This is a genomic window from Peribacillus sp. NPDC094092, from assembly GCF_050279365.1.
Classification (GTDB): Bacteria; Bacillota; Bacilli; order Bacillales; family DSM-1321; genus Peribacillus.
Genome location: NZ_JBNNUC010000001.1, coordinates 1500296 through 1518067 on the forward strand (window position 1 = coordinate 1500296; position 17772 = coordinate 1518067).

The 17772-nt window shown below is 42.4% G+C and carries 16 protein-coding genes and 2 riboswitches; of the genes, 9 read left to right on the forward strand and 7 right to left on the reverse strand.

Annotated features, from left to right (window positions below; genetic code table 11):
- Positions 1-25 precede the first annotated feature (25 nt).
- Both ACQKNS_RS07215 and ACQKNS_RS07220 read left to right on the forward strand, forming a co-directional pair.
- Entirely contained in the window at positions 26-229 is a 204-nt protein-coding gene (locus ACQKNS_RS07215; RefSeq protein ID WP_076367323.1) for a YheE family protein, read from the forward strand.
- 85 nt (positions 230-314) lie between these two features.
- Positions 315-503, forward strand: coding sequence for a hypothetical protein (locus ACQKNS_RS07220; protein ID WP_076367325.1), 189 nt, complete (start codon positions 315-317; stop codon positions 501-503).
- Positions 504-705: 202 nt separating this feature from the next.
- On the opposite strand, the gene ACQKNS_RS07225 is transcribed toward ACQKNS_RS07220, so the two are convergent.
- Positions 706-1530: an MBL fold metallo-hydrolase gene (locus tag ACQKNS_RS07225; protein WP_427641805.1), complete on the reverse strand. Its 825-nt coding sequence runs from the start codon at positions 1528-1530 to the stop codon at positions 706-708.
- 293 nt (positions 1531-1823) lie between these two features.
- Positions 1824-1931, forward strand: a riboswitch (SAM riboswitch).
- 68 nt (positions 1932-1999) lie between these two features.
- Between ACQKNS_RS07225 and ACQKNS_RS07230 the strand changes: the two genes are divergently transcribed.
- Genes ACQKNS_RS07230 through ACQKNS_RS07240 form a run of 3 tightly spaced genes read left to right on the forward strand, consistent with a single transcriptional unit; the run spans position 2000 to position 4548 of the window.
- A complete protein-coding gene (locus ACQKNS_RS07230) occupies positions 2000-3016 on the forward strand; it encodes a methionine ABC transporter ATP-binding protein (RefSeq protein ID WP_427641806.1) in 1017 nt (338 codons plus the stop codon).
- The gene (locus ACQKNS_RS07235) at positions 3003-3671 is read left to right on the forward strand and encodes a methionine ABC transporter permease (RefSeq protein WP_098372520.1); all 669 of its coding nucleotides are present in this window, start codon (positions 3003-3005) and stop codon (positions 3669-3671) included. Before ACQKNS_RS07230 ends, ACQKNS_RS07235 begins: the two co-directional genes overlap by 14 nt.
- A gap of 55 nt (positions 3672-3726) precedes the next feature.
- Complete coding sequence (locus ACQKNS_RS07240) at positions 3727-4548, forward strand: MetQ/NlpA family ABC transporter substrate-binding protein (RefSeq protein ID WP_427641807.1); 822 nt, start codon at positions 3727-3729, stop codon at positions 4546-4548.
- Positions 4549-4789: 241 nt separating this feature from the next.
- Here the strand turns inward: ACQKNS_RS07240 and ACQKNS_RS07245 are convergent, their stop codons facing one another.
- Complete coding sequence (locus ACQKNS_RS07245) at positions 4790-5827, reverse strand: NAD-dependent dehydratase (protein ID WP_427641808.1); 1038 nt, start codon at positions 5825-5827, stop codon at positions 4790-4792.
- A 177-nt stretch (positions 5828-6004) separates the two neighbouring features.
- On the opposite strand from ACQKNS_RS07245, the gene ACQKNS_RS07250 reads away from it, so the two are divergent.
- Together ACQKNS_RS07250 and ACQKNS_RS07255 are read left to right on the forward strand one after the other, a co-directional pair.
- The gene (locus ACQKNS_RS07250) at positions 6005-6889 is read left to right on the forward strand and encodes a PucR family transcriptional regulator (RefSeq protein ID WP_427641809.1); all 885 of its coding nucleotides are present in this window, start codon (positions 6005-6007) and stop codon (positions 6887-6889) included.
- 124 nt (positions 6890-7013) lie between these two features.
- Positions 7014-8159: an ABC transporter ATP-binding protein gene (locus tag ACQKNS_RS07255; RefSeq protein WP_427641810.1), complete on the forward strand. Its 1146-nt coding sequence runs from the start codon at positions 7014-7016 to the stop codon at positions 8157-8159.
- Positions 8160-8377: 218 nt separating this feature from the next.
- Here the strand turns inward: ACQKNS_RS07255 and ACQKNS_RS07260 are convergent, their stop codons facing one another.
- Entirely contained in the window at positions 8378-8620 is a 243-nt protein-coding gene (locus ACQKNS_RS07260; protein ID WP_427641811.1) for a hypothetical protein, read from the reverse strand.
- Between the two features lie 108 nt (positions 8621-8728).
- Complete coding sequence (gene fumC, locus ACQKNS_RS07265; RefSeq protein WP_427641812.1) at positions 8729-10111, reverse strand: class II fumarate hydratase; 1383 nt, start codon at positions 10109-10111, stop codon at positions 8729-8731.
- Positions 10112-10435: 324 nt separating this feature from the next.
- A riboswitch (SAM riboswitch) is annotated at positions 10436-10549 on the forward strand.
- Positions 10550-10635: 86 nt separating this feature from the next.
- Here fumC and ACQKNS_RS07270 point away from each other — a divergent pair.
- Together ACQKNS_RS07270 and metC are read left to right on the forward strand one after the other, a co-directional pair.
- On the forward strand, positions 10636-11748 hold the full coding sequence (locus tag ACQKNS_RS07270; RefSeq protein WP_427641813.1) for a methionine biosynthesis PLP-dependent protein: 1113 nt from the start codon (positions 10636-10638) through the stop codon (positions 11746-11748).
- Entirely contained in the window at positions 11745-12926 is a 1182-nt protein-coding gene (metC, locus tag ACQKNS_RS07275) for a cystathionine beta-lyase (protein WP_427641814.1), read from the forward strand. The genes ACQKNS_RS07270 and metC overlap by 4 nt, the downstream gene beginning before the upstream one ends.
- 111 nt (positions 12927-13037) lie before the next feature.
- Here the strand turns inward: metC and ACQKNS_RS07280 are convergent, their stop codons facing one another.
- The 3 genes from ACQKNS_RS07280 to ACQKNS_RS07290 all read right to left on the reverse strand — a co-directional run bounded on the left by ACQKNS_RS07280 (position 13038) and on the right by ACQKNS_RS07290 (position 17186).
- Positions 13038-13286, reverse strand: coding sequence for a type B 50S ribosomal protein L31 (locus ACQKNS_RS07280; RefSeq protein WP_034314776.1), 249 nt, complete (start codon positions 13284-13286; stop codon positions 13038-13040).
- A gap of 133 nt (positions 13287-13419) precedes the next feature.
- A complete protein-coding gene (locus ACQKNS_RS07285) occupies positions 13420-15438 on the reverse strand; it encodes an ABC transporter ATP-binding protein (protein WP_427641815.1) in 2019 nt (672 codons plus the stop codon).
- Positions 15435-17186: an ABC transporter ATP-binding protein gene (locus tag ACQKNS_RS07290; protein WP_427641816.1), complete on the reverse strand. Its 1752-nt coding sequence runs from the start codon at positions 17184-17186 to the stop codon at positions 15435-15437. The genes ACQKNS_RS07285 and ACQKNS_RS07290 overlap by 4 nt, the downstream gene beginning before the upstream one ends.
- Positions 17187-17772: the final 586 nt, after the last annotated feature.

The window sequence follows — 17772 nt, forward strand, 5'->3', positions numbered from 1 at the left end:
AACTGTATATATGGAGGTAATACATATGATCACTCATTTTCAATGGGCACCATTACATAAGAATCTGCCAGGATGGAGAATTTCCTTTTATTTCAACAAACAGGCAGTCCAAGCCTTGTATCATAAAGATGGATCCATCGAGTGGACAGCCAACCCGCCCTCCGAAACAGATGAAACCAAGCTCAAAAGCATGATACATGATTTAATGATCTTCCATGTATATGAATGAACCCTCTTTACATTCATGAAATCCTTAAACGGAATAAAAATAACTCCTTTGCCTAAACTAAAGAAAAGGCTAGGAGGGATTAATTTTGGATAAAGAAAAAATGACATTTTTGAAGGATACCGAATATGACGGCAAGGACTCCGTTTACCTGGATATCGACCGTATCATCAATGAAGGAATGGCGGGCGGAAATGTGTATGAAGTCGCTAACCTTCAGAACATCGAAGAAGCACATGATTTTTATGATGAAACAGATCCCAATGAGAATAAATAAATAAATAAATAAATAAATAAATAAATAAATATTTGGGCTCTCTTACGGAGAGCTCTCCTTTATTTATTACTTCCCGCTTGCACTGCGTTCCCCCTATAAAAGTCCGTCTTTTATAAGTAATCAATTAAAAACAACTTCCTGGGTGGAGGTTGTTCTAGTGACAAATAGAAAACATCCAGCCAGACAGTTAAACGGATAACATTCAAATCCCTCCATTCCCCCTAGCATTTAACATATTTTCGTTTAATATCGATGTAATGATATGCTCTGAATCCCATTCATGCCCAGATATCTCGATCAGGGGATAGCGATTCGGTAAAACGACCTGCTGTATTTCATGAACGGTCAGCCCTTGAGAATGCAAACGTAAAATTTCTCCTTGGAGGTTTTCCAAATAATCAAGCTTTTTCCGAAACAAGTCCTTCCCATCAGGGACATGCCCAGCATGGCAGCAAAATACTTCACCGAAGTCATATTGTAGTAATCTTTTTATGGAATCGATGATGACCGGGACAGACTCTTCCCGTAAGACAAGCTTTGTTTTTGGTGTTACGAAAAGGTCACCTGAAAAGAGCATGCCATTATTGTGATTCAGATACACCATATGGTCCTTTGCATGACCAGGGGTAAAAATCGGCTCCCACGTTTGGGTACGGGAATGAATGGCCTTCCCTACCGGCTGAGCATTAAAGGCGTCTCTCCTTCCCCAGAAAATTTTCCGGTATTCAGGGTATACAGCATCCTTTGCACAAACTTCAACCGACATCGGGTGAATGAATAGCGGGACCTTTTTATGTTCCTGTATCCATGCGGCGCCACCTGTATGGTCTTCATGATAGTGAGTCAGGGCAACTGAGTCGAAGTCTTCGGACTCATAGAATGGAATAAGCTCCTCCAATAAAATCTGTGCGCCAGTATCTATCAATAGACCATCCGTTAAAAAGACATAAACATTCATCCCCGATTTATTCCCGCCAGGAGTCCCGTTCACACAAACCACATCATTTATCGTGTTAATCTCTATCATTCGATTGCCTCCCCATCATTACACAAAAATAGTTTTTATCTTCCTTTTTTTAACTTTATTATAATAAATGTATTACCACTTCTTCTTTTTGACAAGGAAATTTTGGAATAATTGACCTGGACGTAAATGCTGGATTATTGCTTAATAGTCCTTTTTTCCGAATCATTTTAATGGACCGCACTAAATTTCATTAATAAAATTCATTCCAAAATGACGGAAACGATTGACATTGTCGAATTTTACAAATAATATAGATTATATTAAAAAACTCTAAATATTCTAAAATAATAATTTGCTTATCAAGAGTGACGGAGGGATCAGGCCCTGTGATGTCCGGCAACCGCCCTTAGGGAACGGTGCCACTTCCTGCAGAATGATGATTGCATTCTGAAAGATAAGACGAGATATAATTTCGCTGCCTCTTTCTGAATGATAGGGGCAGTTTTTTAATGTTTAAGGGGGAAAGCTCATGATTGAAATCCGTTCAGTCCGAAAGGAATACGTCTCGAAGAAAAACCGAGTTATCGGAGTGGATAACGTATCTTTGACCATTCAAACTGGCGAAGTGTATGGAATTGTCGGCTACAGTGGAGCTGGAAAAAGCTCATTACTCCGCTGCTTAAATTTGCTTGAACGTCCGACAGGTGGAAATATCATCATCGACGGCATTGATTTAACCTCTTTATCAAGTAAAGAGCTTCGTAAACAACGCCAAAAAATCGGAATGATATTCCAACACTTTTCACTGGTCAGTTCAAAAACCGTATATGAAAATGTGGCTTTCGCCTTAAAGGCCGCGCATAGGTCGAAGGATGCCATCAGGTCACGTGTATTGGAATTGTTGGAAATCGTAGGGCTCAGCGATAAGAAAGACGTGTATCCGGCGCAGCTTAGCGGTGGACAGAAGCAACGGGTAGGCATAGCCCGTGCCTTAGCAAATGACCCCACTGTACTATTATGTGATGAAGCGACTTCAGCCCTTGATCCAACAACTACAAAAGCGATTTTACAATTATTGAAAAAGATAAGCAGTAAGCTTGGCATCACCATCGTGTTAATTACACATGAAATGGAAGTGGTCAAAGAACTATGCCACCGTGTCGCCGTCATGCAGGATGGCCGTGTGATTGAAGAAGGTCCCGTTTATGAAATATTTTCACAGCCTAAGCAGGAGTTAACGAAGCAATTCATTAGCAGTGTTCTGGATTTCGAACTCCCTCCGCACTTGATTGAAGAAAGTATCGGTACGATCATTAAAATTCAATTCGAAGGGAAAACCGCCGGTGAGTCGATCCTCTCGGATACTCTCCAAACCCATTCAGTAAAGGGGAATATCTTACACGGTAAAATTGAGTATATCCAGGATGTCCCCTTAGGCGTTTTAATCATCGAGTTAATAGGCGATGCCGCTCACATTCACTCGGCATTGCAATATATAAAAAATCGTTCCAGTTCTGTGGAGGTGTTAAAACATGTCACTGCTTGATTCCATCGTCAATATTTTACCTGACCTTAATAAAGCCTTTCTTGAAACGATTTATATGGTCGGCGTTTCCCTTGCAGTAGCCCTGCTGATCGGTTTACCGCTTGGAGTATTGCTGTTTACGACAACAAGGAATTTATTTTTTGAAAATAGTATCGTGAATCGTTCTCTAGGATTTGCAGTCAATATTGTCCGTTCAATCCCTTTCATCATTCTCTTGGTAGCCCTCCTTCCTTTAACGGATCTTCTAACAGGATCGACAATAGGGCCGAGAGCGGCTTCTGTATCCCTGTCGGTGTCTGCCATACCTTTTTTTGCAAGAATCGTTGAAACGGCATTACGTGAAATAGACAGAGGAGTGATTGAGGCTGCAATTGCCGTAGGTGCCACTCCATGGATGATCATTAAGGATGTACTTCTTCCTGAGGCAAAGCCGGGAATCATTCAAGGACTGACATTAACGACCATTTCGCTTATCGGTTACTCAGCAATGGCAGGGACCATCGGCGGAGGCGGAATTGGCGACCTGGCCATCCGGTACGGTTATTACCGTTATGACAACACAGTCATGATCACGACGATCGTCGTCTTGATCTGCCTTGTGCAAATCATTCAAATGGTTGGTGACAAAGCCTCATACATAGTTAACAAACGTTAGGAATCAATCATTTTTCAATGATTCAATACATTTCATTACACAGGAGGAGTTTCAAATGAAGAAAATAGCTTCGTTATTATCAGTCTGTGCACTTGCCCTTGGCTTGACAGCATGCGGGAGCGATGATGCATCCCCAAAACCTGAAGATAAAAAAGAATTGAAGATCGGGGCGACTACCGGGCCTTATGCCGATATGGTTAAAGAGGCCATCAAACCAGGCCTGGAAGACCTCGGTTACAAAATAGAGATCGTCGAATTCACCGACTATATCCAGCCGAATAAGTCACTTGGCAACCATTCGATCGACGCCAACCTCTTCCAGCATAAAGTGTATATGGATAACTTCGCTAAAGAAAATGATTTAAAGCTTTCCGACCTTATCATAGTTCCTACAGCACCAATGGGCATATATTCGAACAAGTATAAATCATTGAAAGAAATTAAAGACGGTACATCCCTTGCAGTGCCCAATGATCCTGTTAACCTCGCACGTGCACTTAAAGTGCTGGTTGATGAAGGGTTGATTGAAGTCGATTCAGATGTCGATCCTTTAAAAATATCTGAAAAGGATGTAACGAAAAATCCAAAAAACATCCAAATCAAACCATTGGAATCCGCTCAATTGCCCCGGGCAACAGACAGTGTTGACCTATCTGCGGTCCCTGGCAACTTCGCTCTTGCAGCGAAAATGGACCTCCAGGATGCCCTTGTTTTAGAAAAAATGCCGGATATGTATCGAAACGTTGTTACAGTAAATACAGAAGATGTAGACTCTAAATTTGCAAAGGATATTAAATCAGTAGTGGAATCCGACCAGTTCGAAAAAGTCATCGATGACAAATTTGCCGGATTCGGAAAACCAGACTGGATGAATTGATCAAATAATCGAGGCCTGCTTCCCTTTTATTGGGAGCAGGCCTTTCATTAAGGACTAAGGGGCGGCCGTTATGGAAAACCTTAAAATCCTTACGAAACCGCAAGCATATCCATGGACTAAAAAAGCGATGGGGTTTTTAGTCCATCGCTTTTTTTAATTCCTTTAAGTTGTTCGTTTAAATCTCCTTTTCGCCAAGCACGCTTATGTGCCATCAATCCTTCAGTATAGTAAAAATGAAGGTTCAACCAACTGTCTGCTTCCATAAATCAAGGAGATCACTTTCATGTTGTCTGTGGATACCTGCTTTTCTATCGGCAGATTCCGAACGGCCCTTTTCCCAATTCCATATATCTTCGAGAGTTTCTGAAATGGGACGGAATATCAGTCCGTTATTGATGGCTTTATTGTTATCGACAGCCAAAAACCCATTCAAAGGTTCCTTAGCTCCCGGTAAAGGGAATTCTTCTGGTATCCATAGAGGCATCTCTCTCCAGGGCTCTACTTTATTGTCATTTAAAAACTTTTCAGATACCCATGTAAAATCAGCATTACTTCCTGTTACCTTTTTACAGCCTTCAAGTAATTGCCCCATAGTAAGTGTGTAATCCGGCCCAACGGCGTTATATGTACCTGTCATATTATTTTCTATCATTTGAATGATCCATTGAGCCAAGTCCCTTGCATCAATAACTTGGATTGGACGTCCAGGGCGTCCAGGAGTTAAAGTTTCTCCCCCTTCCGCTATTCTTTTAAACCAGTACGGCAATCGGTCAGTGTAATCATATGGACCTACTATTTGCCCAGCACGAATGGACAAGACTTTCCCCGGCAGTTCTTTTTCAGCTGCTTTTTCACTTAATGATTTTAACGGTCCATAATATTCACCGTATATCGGTCCAGCAGTTCCGCGGGTGAGCTCTTCTGCTTTATCTTCATTTAGTGTATGAACCTTTCCATTTTCATCAATGCCTGGTTCAATTAGATCACTATAAACTGAGATGCTTGAAATATATGTATAATGTTTAACTTGATTAAGCAATCTGCAAGATTTCGATACAGTTCGGGGGATAAAGCCCGATGTGTCAATGACTGCATCCCATTTTCTTCCTTTCAACATTTCAAGATTCCCGTCCCGGTCTCCTCTTAACTGTTCTATTTCGGGGAAAACATAAGGATCGGTTCCACGATTAAAAAGTGTAACTTCATGCCTTTTCTCTATCGCAGCTTGTGCTAAATACCTGCCTAAAAACCGTGTACCACCCAATATTAAAATGTTCATAAGATTCCCTCCTTTTTAACGATATCCATAAATCATACGCAATACCCTTTCCTAAAATTAATAACTTGCAATTTTTCTTTGATTGTCCCTTCTCGGAAAAACTAGCAATCTCTATTCTTTTGAACTTTATTCTTTTTCGCTATAATGATATGGAAAGGAAGAAAGAAGGTGGAAACGATGCTTGAAAGACTTAAACAAAAATTCCCGAACGCCATTACCAATAAAATGGATACTGATGAAATTTCTGATTATGTTTGGTTCGAAGACTCAAGAAGTTCACTTGGCATTCCCCGTTCAGAAATCACAGCCGAAGAAATCCGTTTATTGGAACTGCTTTTTGCTCCTTCCATAAACCCAAATAACCTCAATGCACATCCAGACCCATCATGGAAAACTTTTTTATCCGAACCGAATGCACCATTGCCTTTAACGAGCTGGGAGAATGTTCGATTTCTTCATTTCAAGCTGACCCATGCTGATTTTTCCAACTCCGATTTTGAAGATGCCTTCCTCTCTTTCGTTCCATCTGACGCAACAATTGTCTGGGAAAATGAAACGGCAGGGGTCTTAATTGAGTCGGACGAGGATGAGCCCTTATCAACTAAAGCACTAATCGCCATTTCTTCCACGCTTGAAAGTGACTTTTATGTAAAGACCCGTATGTTCAACGGACGCTTCCACCCTATAAATCAAGACCTTCACCAGCACTGGACTCAAGAGAAAAAGTGTTTTGATTTGGCACAGGTGCATCTGCCCGATCGAAAGGTGGCTGATTTGGCAGACATCATCCCTCACTCATTAATAAATGATCCATCCATCAGGGATGCTAAATGGTATATCAATGAGATTCTTGGCAAGACCAAGCAGGATACTGAACTGATCAAAACGATTAAAATGTATATCGAATGTAATTCAAATGCCACCTATGCTGCCAAACAGCTTTATATACATCGGAACAGCTTACAATACCGGATCGATAAATTCTCTGAAAGAACTGGTCTGGATATTAAAAACTTCCGTCATGCCCTTACTGCCTATTTGATACTTTTACTGAATGATTAATCCCCAACACCAACAGGTAATATCACCCTTTTTTGTGCAATGTGCCCATACTTTTTCCAAACCCGATAGCTTAGACTATAGTTAATCGGTACAAGTAATCAGGAATGTAAAAGGGGGATTATTCATGGCAGAGTTAGTGTTGGATCATATATTCAAGATTTATGATAAAAAGGTGACGGCTGTTAAAGACTTCAACCTTCGTGTTGCCGATAAGGAATTCATAGTTTTCGTGGGACCTTCGGGTTGCGGCAAATCGACGACATTAAGGATGATTGCCGGACTTGAAGACATTTCCCAAGGGGATTTATATATAGACGGCAAGCGAGTCAATGATGTCCCCCCTAAAGATCGCGATATTGCGATGGTTTTCCAGAACTATGCCTTATATCCCCATATGTCCGTATATGACAATATGGCATTCGGATTAAAGCTCAGGAAAACGCCAAAAGCGGAAATCAAGCAAAGAGTCAATGAAGCGGCAAGGATTCTCGGACTGGAAGAATTGCTAAATAGGAAACCTAAAGCCCTTTCAGGTGGTCAGCGCCAGCGTGTAGCACTTGGCCGGGCAATTGTAAGGGATGCAAAAGTATTCTTGATGGATGAGCCATTATCCAATCTCGACGCAAAGCTACGGGTTCAAATGCGTGCGGAAATCGCGAAACTACATAAAAGGCTCGACACCACAACGATATATGTCACGCATGACCAAACAGAGGCAATGACCATGGCGACACGTCTTGTTGTAATGAAGGATGGTATTATCCAACAGGTCGGTTCACCAAAGGACGTTTATGAGAAACCGATAAACGTTTTCGTAGGCGGCTTTATCGGATCGCCTGCCATGAACTTCTTTACTGGAACATTAAAAGAAGGCACAATTAAAATAGGCGAACAAACATTTGAAATACCTGAATTGAAGATGAAAATGCTGCGTGATCAAGGGTATGTCGGAAAAGATATCATCCTTGGCATCCGTCCGGAGGATTTCCATAATGAAGGTGCTTACTTCACGAACTCCCCTAACACCGCATTTACAACCCAAATTGATGTAGCCGAACTGATGGGTGCGGAAATCATGCTTTACTCCACATTAGAGGGGCAGGACTTCGTCGCACGCGTCGATGCCAAGAATATCATCCAGGCAGGCGAAAACATCGAACTTGCCCTCGACATGAATAAAGTACACTTTTTTGACAAAGGAACTGAACATCGCATTTTAGTTGAAGAAGATGAACAGATGCAGGAAAACATGAAGTTATCTGCCAATTAAACGTAAAAAGACCCATTCATACTGGGTCTTGGACTGTAGATAACCTCGATGAAAATCTAGTTTGTCTACAGTCTTTTTAGGGTTTGTGCAATTTGAACGCTGATTTCCACTTTCAGGCACTCTGCGGGTTCTCCCCTGGACTAGCTTTTCCCGCAGGAGTCTCCCACCTCACGCCCCATCCTCCCTTTTTTAAAAATTTATTCAAATAAGAGGGTAATTTATTCCTGGACCAATACCACTTCATCATGTCCGCATTCAGGGCATTTCATGAGATGAGGGCATTGGCCTTTTTTAAGGGATTGAGGGTATCCGTCATTTTCTTTTAGTATGTCGATATCCATATAAGCACTGTAATCATCAGCATAGTCCATGAATTTTCCTTTATCATCAAGATCACTGCCGCATTTCGGGCAATTCACATGAATTTTTCTTAGACCGTTGCAAAGCGGGCATAAAGACATTGTTTTTCCTCCTGTTCCCGATACTTATGATTTCAGTATTTGTTGATTCCATTATTTTAACACATGGAAACACCCTCCCTAATACAAAGGGAGGGCACTTCCTTTTGATTATTTATTAACCATGTTAGCAGGATCGACCCATGCTTTGAATTCATCTTCCGTCAGGAAATCCAATTTCAACGCAGCTTCTTTCAATGTTGAGTTGTCCTTGAATGCAGTTTTGGCGATTTTGGCTGCTTTTTCATAACCGATATGCGGGTTCAATGCTGTTACCAACATTAGGGAACGCTCCACATTTTCTTTGATTTTCTCTTCATTTGCAGTGATGCCAACCGCACAATTATCGTTGAATGAATGAATGCCTTCCGTCAATAATTTTACCGTTTGCAGGAAGTTATAGATGATCACTGGCTTGAATACATTCAATTCAAAATTACCCTGGCTTGCTGCAAAGCCAATTGTAGCATCGTTCCCTACGATTTGTGTGGCAATCATGGTAAGCGCTTCACTTTGTGTTGGATTGACTTTACCTGGCATGATGGAGCTGCCTGGCTCGTTTTCTGGAATGGCTATTTCGCCGATTCCGCTTCTTGGACCACTTGCCAGCCATCTGACATCGTTTGCAATTTTCATTAAATCCGCCGCCAATGCTTTTAAAGCACCGTGTGCATAGACGATTTCGTTATGGCTTGTCAATGCATGGAACTTATTATCAGATGTGACAAAAGGATATCCTGTATCAGCTGCTATTTGCTTGGCGGAAAGTCCCGGGAATTCTTTTTTTGTATTGATTCCGGTTCCTACAGCCGTTCCGCCTAGTGCAAGGTTCAATAATTTTTGGCTGCTTTCCTCAATCATCGCTAGGTCTTTGTCGAGCATCGCTTTCCAACCGGAAATTTCTTGTCCCAATGTTAATGGTGTAGCATCTTGAAGATGTGTCCGGCCGATTTTCACCACATCCCAAAATTCTTTTTCTTTTGTATCGAATGTATCACGAAGAGTTTTAATGGCAGGAACCAATTTTTCAGCGACTTCCATAAAGGCAGCAATATGCATCGCTGTCGGGAAAGTATCATTGGAGCTCTGTGCCTTGTTAACATCATCATTCGGATGAAGGGTTTCCGATTCACCATTTTCTTTTAACCATTCATTTCCTTTGTTAGCTACCACTTCATTCACGTTCATATTACTTTGCGTGCCGCTTCCCGTTTGCCAAACTACCAGCGGGAAATGTTCATCTAGCGTACCTTCAAGGATTTCTCCGCAAATCTTGACGATGGCATTCTTTTTAACCTCCGAAAGATCACCAAGATCATAGTTCACCTTTGCCGCAGCTTGTTTAACGTATGCAAATGCACGAACTAATTCAATCGGCATTTTTTCGTTACCGATTTTGAAATTGTTACGGCTTCTCTCGGTTTGTGCTCCCCAATATTTATCGGCAGGAACTTTCACTTCACCCATCGTATCTCTTTCGATTCTGTATTCCATGTGTTCTCCTCCTATGTTTGCACTATTCATTGAAGACCCATTTGCATATGAAATGAATAATGTCGTATTATTCTTTCTCTCCATACATTGTACAAACTTTATTATTTTAAAGCAAAAATATCCGCTGACCTTTCACTTTTCCTAAAAAATTCATGACGTTTCGTGTCTATATGAAGAATCGGATTTTCTTTTTTTTGACACTAAAGTGTTGACGCACTAGGCTCCAATTGACCTGGTCATGAACATCCAAGCATAATCCATCCAAAATGTTCTTGACAGTATTTTGTATATATAGTAAATTCAAAAGAAATTGAATAATCTAAACTCTTATCGAGAGAGGTAGAGGGAATGGCCCGATGACACCTCAGCAACCTTCATTTGTTTCAAACCAATGAAAAGGTGCTAATTCCACAAGTTTGTGAACTTGGAAGATAAGAAGAATGACTCGTCCTCACTTAATCAAAGTCTTCTTCTTAAAGAAGACTTTTTTTTATTTTATTTAACTCAAAGGAGCAGTGAAAACCATGTACAAAACTGAAACATATCTTGCTCAATTAGGAAATCGCAGCGAAACGGCGACAGGAACAGTCAATCCGCCGGTATACTTTTCTACAGCTTTTCGCCATGAAGGAATTGGCCAATCGACGGGATTCGACTATACAAGGACAGGTAATCCCACACGCCAATTATTGGAGCGTTCCATCGCCGATCTTGAAAAAGGCGACCAAGGTTATGCCTGCAGTTCAGGAATGGCCGCCATTTCCACTATCCTTGCCCTTTTTAAATCAGGTGATGCATGGATTGTCAGCGAAGATCTTTATGGCGGTACATATCGTCTGTTAGAACAAGGTTTTAAAAAATGGGGATTGCAGTGTGACTATGTAGACACTTGTTGTTTGGAGGATATCGAAAAAGCCATCACTCCTCAAACGAAAGCCATCTTTATCGAAACTCCCACTAACCCTCTTATGCAGCAAACGGACATTGGCGCTGTTGCCGCATTGGCCAAACAATATAATTTATTGTTGATCGTTGATAATACTTTTTACACGCCTCTTATTCAACAACCCATCCTGCTTGGAGCGGATATCGTGATTCACAGTGCAACCAAGTATCTCGGTGGTCATAATGATGTGCTCGCCGGACTGATCGTTGCTAGCGGCGCTGAATTATGTGATGCACTTGCCTTCCATCATAATGGTACCGGAGCTGTCTTGAGCCCCTTTGATTCTTGGCTGTTGATGCGAGGAATGAAAACATTGGCATTGCGGATGGAGCGTCATGAAAAGAATGCCAAAATACTTGTAGATTACTTGTCGGAACATGATTGTGTCACGGACGTATTGTATCCCGGCAGAGGCGGCATGATTTCATTCCGTATCATTGATGAATCGGCAGTCAACCCATTTTTACAATCACTCTCATTAATTTCGTTTGCAGAAAGCCTTGGAGGGGTTGAAAGCTTCATCACCTATCCTGCTACACAAACGCATGCCGATATACCGCTTGAAGTCAGAACGGCAAATGGAGTTTGTAATCGCCTGCTCCGCTTCTCTGTTGGCATCGAGGACAGCGATGATTTGATCCAGGACTTACAGCAAGCATTCGCATATGTAAAAAGGGAGGCACTACGATGACAGATCATGATTTTAGTTTTGAAACCAAATTACTTCATAATCAACATAAATTCGATACGGCAACGGGAGGTGTGAGCGTTCCCATTCAGCACGCATCCACTTTCCATCAAACCGATATCGATCAATTCGGCAAATATGATTACAGCAGAAGCGGGAACCCAACTCGTGAGGCGCTGGAAGATATCATTGCCGAACTTGAGGAAGGCACACACGGATTTGCCTTTTCTTCAGGTATGGCTGCCATTTCAACAGCTTTCCTGCTGTTGTCTGCCGGAGACCATATCGTCATTTCCGAAGATGTGTACGGCGGAACGTTCAGGATGGTCACTAGTGTATTGACGCGTTTCAATATTGAGCATACCTTCGTTGACATGACGGACCTAGAAAGCGTCAAAGCGGCCGTTCAGCCAAATACAAGGGCCATATACATCGAGACGCCTTCAAATCCGTTACTTAAAGTGACCGATATTCAAGCCGTATGTGATATTGCAAAAAAAGCAGGTGCCTTAAGTTTTGTTGATAACACATTCCTGACGCCGGCATTACAAAAACCACTGAACCTTGGTGCCGACATTGTCCTTCATAGCGCGACTAAGTTTTTATCCGGACATAGTGATGTGGTCGCTGGGCTTGCAGTAGTGAAGGATCCGGAATTGGCAGCAAGACTGGGTTCCCTCCAAAACTCATTTGGGGCGGTTCTTGGTGTCCAGGACGCCTGGCTAGTAATGAGAGGTTTGAAAACCTTGTCAGTTAGAATGGAGCACTCCCAAAAAGGTGCAGAAAAGATCGCAGCCTACTTAAAGGAGCAGCCCTTGGTGAAAAAAGTGTATTATCCCGGCCTTTCCGATCATCCCCAGCACGCCATCCAGAAAGGCCAGTCACTTGGAGCGGGGGCGGTCCTATCATTTGAATTGGAAAGTGAGGAAGTCTTCCGTTCTTTCGTGAACACTGTCGAGCTCCCAGTTTTTGCCGTAAGCCTTGGAGCGGTCGAATCCATACTATCCTACCCGGCCAAAATGTCCCATGCTGCCATGCCTGATGATGAAAGGGAAAAGCGAGGCATCACGAACAGCTTGCTCCGCCTTTCTGTCGGACTTGAAAATCCGGACGATATCATCAAGGACTTCGATGCGGCCCTCGTAAAAATTGCCAAAGGGGAAGCAATTGCTGCAAAATGATTTCAGGATGGGTGCCTCATAATTTATAGGCACCCTTTTTCTTAGCACCATAATTAACTCTTTTTCAACCCAGTCATAAAAAAGACCATCGATTTCCCGATGGCCTGACTCTCATTTCTTCATATTATATTTATCCAGGAAGCGATCCACCCGTCCGCCTTTTTCAGCAAACTTCTGCTTTCCTGTATAATAAGGGTGCGTATCCGAGCTGATTTCCACTTTTAATAATGGATATGTTTGGCCGTCTTCCCAAACGATCGTTTCATTGGACGTCTTCGTGGAGCCTGTCAAAAATTTATACCCACTGTTGGTATCCATGAATACCACTTGTTGATAATCGGGATGAATTTCTTGTTTCACTATTATCACCTCATCGTCAATATAGGTATATCTTAAACGTAATGATTACTATTATCAATAATTATGCTTGAAGGTACCAAAAGTCGGTACCTCCATTATAGTTTTATCTCGATTATCCATCCTTATTCTGTGTTCAGCCAGTCATGCCTTTATGCGTACCAGCCTGCAGTTCATACATTTGATAATACTTCCCTTTTAACTCCATTAATTCCTCATGTGTACCTTGCTCAGCAATCCGCCCTTTATCCAGGACAAGAATTTGGTCGGCATTTTTTATCGTAGAAAGTCTATGGGCAATGATGAAGGTCGTTCTCCCTTTTTTCAGCACTTCCATTCCCTCCTGGATAATTGCCTCGGTTTCAGTATCGATGCTTGCTGTCGCTTCATCCAGAATCAATATAGCCGGATTGAATGCAAGAGCACGTGCAAAAGAGATTAGCTGGCGCTGTCCGGAAGACAACGTCCCCCCTTTTTCGATCACGGGTTCATCCAGCCCTAAGGGAAGATGCTTCAGCACTTTGTCCCCCCCTACATCTCTTAATGATTTTTCAACCATTTCCCTTGTGATGCCTTTATGATCCAGGCTGATATTGGAGGCGATGGTGCCAGTAAATAAATAGGGATCCTGAAGGACGATTCCCATATGCTCCCTAAGCGTCTGATGGGGGATATCCAATATACTCGTTCCATCGATTTTGATTTGACCTTCACTACTGTCATAAAAACGGAATAATAAATTCATTATGGAACTTTTTCCTGACCCCGTATGGCCAACTAAAGCGACCGTTTCCCCTTGTTTAGCGGAGAAGGAAATGTTCCTTAACACATATTCATTATCTTTATAACCAAAAGAAACATTTTCGAATTGCACGTTTCCTTTGTATCTGGACATGTTTTCATCACTGACTGCCAATCCCTGCTCATCCAATAAATTGAATGCCCGCTCCCCTGCAACAAGTGCCTGTTCAAGATTGGCGAACTGATTGACGATTCCGTGAAGCGGATGAAGCAGGCGGCTGATCAAATCAACAATTGCATACATCATCCCTAAAGAAATGGCTGAACTCGCTGTAAGGGAAATCCCGCCGAAATACCAGACGAATGCCACGAGCGCCACAACCTTAATAACACCGATCAAGTTTCCGCCCGTCAACGAATTCAAATGGAGCATTTTATTTTGATAGGAATAATGCTCCCGGTTCAGGTTTTCAAAAGATTGCTTTGTCTCCTTCTCACGCCCAAATGCCTGGATGATGCTCATTCCAGAAATGGATTCATTGATCATCCCATTAATATCGCTGACCCGTTCCCGAATGATGTGATTATATTTCGAGGCGAATTTACGGTATACCATCGTCCAGATGACGATGATCGGAATAAGTAAAGTGCCAATGGTACCGACTCGTGGATCCAGAATATACAAAGCAATTAGAACGCCGAAGATATTAATTGTACTCGAGAAAAAGTTGGCGAGCACGGTTACATATAATTCCCTGATCGCTTCCGAATCATTCGTAACCCTTGCCACAACTTTACCCGCCGGCATATTATCGAAATAACGTATCGGCAGACGGGAAATATGCGTAAATATATCATTTCGCATCTTCTGTATGATTCGGTTCGCCGCTTTCTGTAAATAAAAACTCTGCCCATATTGAAAAATGGAGGAAAGGATGACGAGACTAAAATAAAAAGCCACAAGCTTAATGATCCGCGGGATTTCCGGTTGGTAAAAACCCATCACTTCCTGACTCGTCAATTTCACCGCTTGCGCACGTTGCTCTTTCCCTTCTTTCTTGATGATCAATGTTTGGTCCTCCAAGGTTCTGCTCCCATCGATAGGGACAGCTTCATTTACGAAGACAAATTGATTGCCAACCTGCAAAACAAGGACTTCCCTGCCTTTCTTTTCACCTTTTGCAAAGTAATCGGCCCGTTTATACCAATTTCCATCATACTTAACAGCATCTTTTCCTTTAACCGTTCCATACCAGGAAGATTCGATGCCTAGTATATGTGAATCGATGATTTTCTTGGCAACGAAAGGGCCCGTTAAATCGGCCGCTACCGAAAGTGCCAGCATGACCAGGGCGCCAATGATCAATTTTTTATAAAGTGTAGCATAATTAAACAGTTTCTTTACGACCTTCATGCCTTCACCTCCGTCCCTTCGTCGACCTGCTGTCGCTCATATTGCTCCCTATACCAGCCATCCTTAAGCAGCAAATCCTCATGAGTTCCCTCTTCGATGATCTCCCCACTGTCCAACACGATAATCCTGTCCGCGTGCTGAACGGCTGATAAGCGATGGGTAGTGATGATCGTCGTTTTCCCTGCCCGTTCATTTTGGATATTATTGATAATCGTCGTTTCCGTTTTTGCATCTACAGCGGATAAGGAATCATCCAATATAAGGATTTCCGGAATTTTGATCAGTGCCCTGGCAATCGAGATCCTCTGCTTTTGCCCTCCGGATAGGGCGACACCCTTCTCACCGACGAGTGTCTCTAGACGGTTAGGCAGCATCATTAAGTCCTTCTCAAAATCCGCAAGCCGGATAGCTTCAGCCAGTTCATCTTCCGTTGCATCCATTTTACCGAATAAGATATTTTCCCTAACAGACTTCGAGAATAAAAAGTGGTCCTGTGGAACGTAGCCGATCCATTTACGAATATCTTCAAGGTTCAGGTGCTCCAGCGGCATGCCTGCAAAAGCGATTTCACCTGTTCCTAAAGGATATTCCCGCAGCAATTGCTTCACGAACGTCGTTTTTCCACTTCCTGTTTTCCCCACTATCCCCAATGTTTGACCCCTTTCAAGCTGAACGGAAATATTGGATAGATTGACAACCGTTGAGGAAGGGTATGTAAAATGCACTGAATTATATTGGATATTTCCCGGATTCGGAATACTCTTCAGATCCAATGAATTCTTCACATCCGCTTCATACGAAAGGGTATCCTGAACACGGTCTAGCGAAGCATTTCCCCTTTGCATGACATTGATCAGTTCACCCACCGCGATCATCGGCCAGATTAACATGCCTAGGTACACATTGAACGAAACAAGTCCGCCAAGCGTTATGGCCTGTTGAAACACAAGATAAGCCCCATAGCCCAACCCTATTAAATAACTGATGCCGATGATAATGCTGATCGTCGGATCGAAGAGGGCGTCGATTCTTGCCACGGCTAGATTTTTGCGATATACATCCTCGGTCATTTCCTCAAACCGCTTTTCATCTTCCCGTTCCTGGACATAGGCCCGGATAACACGGACACCTGAAATGGATTCCAGGACCTTGTCATTTAAAGTACCAAAGGCAGCTTGTGCATCCGTAAAACGTTTGTAAATCTTCTTCACGTATATTTGCATCATCACTGCCATGATCGGAAGCGGCAACACCGCAGCAATCGTCAACTGCCAGCTTATCGTGGCTCCCATCATGACTACTACCGTGATGGTGAACAGGACCGCATCAACGAGGGTCAATATCCCGAAACCAGCTGTGAGGGATATTGCTTTCAAATCATTGGTTGCCCTTGCCATCAAATCCCCTGTACGGTTTTTTTCATAAAAGCTCGGCGTCATTTTCAGCAAATGGCCCATAAATCCGGACCTTAGTTTTCGTTCGACCAAGTTTCCGCCGCCGAATAACAGATAACTCCATAAGTAACCAAATAGGTAACTGCCAAACAGTACCATGAGCAAATAAATAACGTATTTCATGACCCCTTCCTGTGTCATGCTGCCATTGTTCATATCATCGATGGCATTCCCGACAAGTTTTGGCGGGATAACCTCCAAAATATTCACTAGACATAGAAATAAAATCGCCAAGGTGTATCGCTGCCACTGTTCTTTAAAGAACCAGGACAGCTTTTTAAAAATTGCAAACATGAATTTCCCTCCCTTTTGGTCAAACCTTTCACCCGCTAACCGCTTTCTGGATCCCCCGGCTGCAATAAGATTTCAAATGTCTTTCGTCTCATTTTAAATTCCTCCTATCTACTATATGGAAAGGATGCTGATGCACCTGTATCCCAAATGCCAAAAAGCCCCCGCCGATCAGCGGAAGCTTTTTTAAATGCGTTATTAACACATATAAAAGCGCAGGCCGCGAAAACTCCACAACCTGCGCTTGTAAATGATCTATGAACACGTCGGATCCCTTGTCTAGAAAGACAAGGTCTCAGGGCAGGCGGAAGTATGATATTTGATTATGACATCACTGTGCTTAACTGATTTAGTCATGTCGTTCGCCTCCTTTTTCATTAATTAATGGTAATATTTAACTTGTGTTTAAAGATTACTACGTCTGCATATTTTTGTCAATTACGACTTTTCTAGATTATTGAAGGATATTCCTATATTCTTATAAGAATGACATAACCAAAGGAGGTTCAGCATATGCAATGGAGAAAATATATACTCCTGGCGGTTCCCTTTTTATTATCAGCCATTTTCATCTTATTTGCCGTACCGA

Bases quoted from the DNA above. Each gene is read 5' to 3' on its own strand.
- fumC (WP_427641812.1), bottom strand. From the start codon at position 10,111: ATGGAATACAGAATCGAAAGAGATACGATGGGTGAAGTGAAAGTTCCT.
- ACQKNS_RS07250 (WP_427641809.1), top strand. From the start codon at position 6,005: ATGCTTGAAAGACTTAAACAAAAATTCCCGAACGCCATTACCAATAAA.
- metC (WP_427641814.1), top strand. From the start codon at position 11,745: ATGACAGATCATGATTTTAGTTTTGAAACCAAATTACTTCATAATCAA.
- ACQKNS_RS07245 (WP_427641808.1), bottom strand. From the start codon at position 5,827: ATGAACATTTTAATATTGGGTGGTACACGGTTTTTAGGCAGGTATTTA.
- ACQKNS_RS07215 (WP_076367323.1), top strand. From the start codon at position 26: ATGATCACTCATTTTCAATGGGCACCATTACATAAGAATCTGCCAGGA.
- ACQKNS_RS07240 (WP_427641807.1), top strand. From the start codon at position 3,727: ATGAAGAAAATAGCTTCGTTATTATCAGTCTGTGCACTTGCCCTTGGC.
- ACQKNS_RS07255 (WP_427641810.1), top strand. From the start codon at position 7,014: ATGGCAGAGTTAGTGTTGGATCATATATTCAAGATTTATGATAAAAAG.
- ACQKNS_RS07230 (WP_427641806.1), top strand. From the start codon at position 2,000: ATGATTGAAATCCGTTCAGTCCGAAAGGAATACGTCTCGAAGAAAAAC.
- ACQKNS_RS07260 (WP_427641811.1), bottom strand. From the start codon at position 8,620: ATGTCTTTATGCCCGCTTTGCAACGGTCTAAGAAAAATTCATGTGAAT.
- ACQKNS_RS07285 (WP_427641815.1), bottom strand. From the start codon at position 15,438: ATGAAGGTCGTAAAGAAACTGTTTAATTATGCTACACTTTATAAAAAA.
- ACQKNS_RS07225 (WP_427641805.1), bottom strand. From the start codon at position 1,530: ATGATAGAGATTAACACGATAAATGATGTGGTTTGTGTGAACGGGACT.
- ACQKNS_RS07235 (WP_098372520.1), top strand. From the start codon at position 3,003: ATGTCACTGCTTGATTCCATCGTCAATATTTTACCTGACCTTAATAAA.
- ACQKNS_RS07290 (WP_427641816.1), bottom strand. From the start codon at position 17,186: ATGTTTGCAATTTTTAAAAAGCTGTCCTGGTTCTTTAAAGAACAGTGG.
- ACQKNS_RS07270 (WP_427641813.1), top strand. From the start codon at position 10,636: ATGTACAAAACTGAAACATATCTTGCTCAATTAGGAAATCGCAGCGAA.